Consider the following 255-nt stretch of genomic DNA (forward strand, 5'->3'; position numbering starts at 1 on the left):
ACCTCCAGTGCGTGTTACCGCACCTTCATCCTGGCCATGAGTAGATCACTTGGTTTCGGGTCTACACCCAGCGACTATCGCCCTGTTCGGACTCGATTTCTCTACGGCTTCCCTATTCGGTTAACCTTGCCACTGAATGTAAGTCGCTGACCCATTATACAAAAGGTACGCAGTCACCCCACAAGGAGGCTCCTACTGTTTGTATGCACACGGTTTCAGGATCTATTTCACTCCCCTCCCGGGGTTCTTTTCGCC

Annotated in this window: 1 rRNA gene; it reads right to left on the minus strand. The window is 52.2% G+C overall.

Features of this window, described 5'->3' with window-relative positions:
- Positions 1 to 255 (minus strand): 23S ribosomal RNA (locus GJ695_RS30700); the annotation flags it as partial.

This window comes from Duganella alba (assembly GCF_009674495.1).
GTDB classification, from domain to species: Bacteria; Pseudomonadota; Gammaproteobacteria; order Burkholderiales; family Burkholderiaceae_D; genus Rugamonas; species Rugamonas alba.